Annotated in this window: 1 protein-coding gene; it reads left to right on the top strand. The window is 54.1% G+C overall.

What is annotated here, in order from left to right:
- Nucleotides 1–24: 24 nt before the first annotated feature.
- A partial coding sequence (locus D6694_07995) for a hypothetical protein (GenBank protein RMH42389.1) occupies nucleotides 25–3003 on the top strand: 2979 nt, incomplete at its 3' end.

Genomic DNA, 3003 nt, shown 5'->3' with positions numbered 1-3003 from the left:
TTTGCTGAACGTCATGCGGGGCGCATGAATCCAGACTGTGCCGAATGGCCAGCGTATGGCGCCTTGTGTGCTGAGGGGTTCAACGTCACAGCGTACCGCTATAAAAACGGCATTTACCATCCTGAGCTCCGGGGCTTCCAAGGCTTTGAAACCTTGATAACCCAGTCGTTTGATACGGGGTTGGTGACAGAGACGAAGTTCCATCAAGAATTCCCATTATCTGGCCAAGTCATTGACAGCAAGACTTACTTGGCATCAGACATGGCGGATGCCGTGCCTATTTCTGAAACCCGCAACAGCTATCGAACACCCATTGTGCTGCGCGGAATGGATGGGACGCAAAAGCGGTATGCCGTGTCGCTCGCGCGGTCCGAGTCATGGCAACGCACGCTCTCTGACAGAGCGACGTATGTGCATTCCCTGACTGAAATCATTGGCTTTGATGCCGAGTGTGGCAATGTGACGCATGAGCGGGAAACCTTGTTCGAGGCCGCTGGCAAACGCATCGTTGAGAAAACCAACGAGTATGCGTGCGACTTGGAAGATTGGTGGTTAGCCAAACCATTGCGCAACGTGGTGAAGCGCTATGCGGTCACAGAGCGGCCACTGGCAACAGCGGCTGCGGCGGCATTAGACAGCACCCGTAGCCAGGTGGTGGAATACACAAGCTGGGATGCGGTGCAGCGCAAACCGAAAACGGTCGTTGCCTATGGTCAAGAAGCAGATGGCCGCATCATTGGGAAGCTCACCAATGAAATGACTTACGATGCGCGGGGACTCTTGGTGCAAACCACCAGCGTGGCCGACGGGATTCGCCGTACCACCAAGCGCACATATGATGTCAACGGTTTTGTGAGCAGCCAAACAGATGCGCTTGGTGCGACCAGCCGAATGGTCTACGACGCACGCTTTGGCAAACTGGTCACAAGCATTGATGTCAACGGATTGGTCACCAGCCAAACGCTGGATAGTTTTGGACAGGTTATCGGACAGCACGCACCTGGACTGCCGCCTGCCAAAACCGCTGTCCGTTGGTGTGCACAAGGTGGCCAATGTCCTACCAATGCGGTGTATTACATCACAACCCAACAGGCGGGGGCGCCAACGCAGTGGCGCTACTACGACGCAAAAGCGCGTCTTATTGAGACGCGCCAAGAGCTGTTTGCTGGGGATTCGATTCCCTCAATCGCCGTCACCCAAAAAACCACTTTTGACCACCTTGGTCGAGTGCTTGACAGCTACGAGCCGCATTTGCTCGGTGAGGTTGCTCAATATGGCACGCATTACCATGGCTATGACCCATTGGGCCGCCCACTGCGCCGAGTGGTGGATCAAACCGATGGGCAGCAGCTGGTCAGTGAATATACCTATGACGGCTTGACCACACAGATATTGGTCAATGGCGAACGCAGCATGCGGCGCACCTATGACAGTCAAAAGCGGCTGGTGGAAACCGTGGATGCCGAAGGTGGCGTGACACGCTATGCCTATGACAGCGGCGGCAACCCCATTTGGGTGGCGGATGTCGCAGGTGCGGTCATCAAAGCAAAGTATGATGCCTTAAATCGGAAGTTATGGGTGGACGACCCCAATCAGGGCAAGAAAAGCTTTGTCTATGACGCCTTGGGACGTTTAATCGCGCAGACCGATGCCAATGGTGACACCATCACCCTAAGCTACGACCTATTAGATCGCGTCATTGCCCGGCAAATCAATGGCACGCTTGATGCGACATGGGCGTATGACAATAACCCGTCAAGTCCTCACACCTACACATTAACGCAAAGCCAACGGGGTGATTTTGTCCGTCGATACACTTATGACACGTATCAGCGTCCGGTGCTCACGGTCACACATATTGGTGAACAAACATTCAGCGTTGAAACAGCCTACGACGAGCACTATGGCCGTCCCAAAGCAATACGTTATCCCAATGGGCTGGTTGTGGCGACTGAGTATGACCGCATTGGTTATGCGTGGCGCCTGGTGAATCCAAAAACCGGCTACATCTACCACGAAGCGGCCGATATGGATGCGTCTGGGGCATTGACCGAGATGCTCTTTGCTGATGGCCAAACGCGTCAGTCAATCATCCGGCACAGTGAGACATGGCAGATGTACCAAACGACACTCTGGGCGAAAGACCGCTCAGGCAGTGCGTATGGAGAGCGTACGCAAATGACCTATCGGTACGATGCTTACGGCAACCTGACCGAGCGACATAAACGCTTTGGGGTTGGCATTGGCGGCCAGGTGACAGAGACACTCACCTACGACCGATTGCACAGACTCATTGCGACCAATTACAGCAATCCATTGATTCCGGCCAAAACCTACCGATATGACGCGGTGGGCAACATTGTGCAGAAATCTGATTACGCTGGCCTATACCGCTACGGTGAAAATGGCGCAGGGCCCAACCAAGTCACCTCGGTGCAAAAGCTTGATGGCAGTTGGGTGCATTTTGCATATGATGCCAACGGCAACCAAACCCAGGGAGATGGACGCCGGGTAGAATACAACGTGTTTAATAAGCCAGAGCGCATCATCAAAAGCGCCCTGACGTTGGACTTTGACTATGACCCGGACACTGTGCGTTACCGGCAGGTGAAAACCGGCGGTGGTCAAACCGTGACCACCTTGTATGTGGGTAAAATTTTTGAACACATCACCATCGAGGCCATGGGCCAACCGACACGCGTCGAACAAAAGGCTTACCTTGGCGATGTGGCGGTGTTGACCGAGACCCGTGTGGGCGATGGCTTGCCAAGTTTCAAGATAGGTTTCTTGCACAAAGACCGGCTGGGTTCGACCTTTGCGGTGACCGACGCCGATGGTAAAGAAATTGAATGGCACGCGTTTGATGCATTTGGGCAGCCGTTAAAAGGCGATTTGACCAGCTCAGGTGGGCTGCTCAATGCGGCGAGCACGGTTGAGCAATACCATGCAGTGGATAACCGTGGCACCACCACCCGTGGCTTTACCGGCCATGAACATTTGGAT

Source organism: Gammaproteobacteria bacterium (assembly GCA_003696665.1).
Lineage (GTDB): Bacteria > Pseudomonadota > Gammaproteobacteria > Enterobacterales.
The sequence above is the reverse complement of the archived record's forward strand: the minus strand, read 5'-3'. Positions and strand labels throughout refer to the sequence as shown.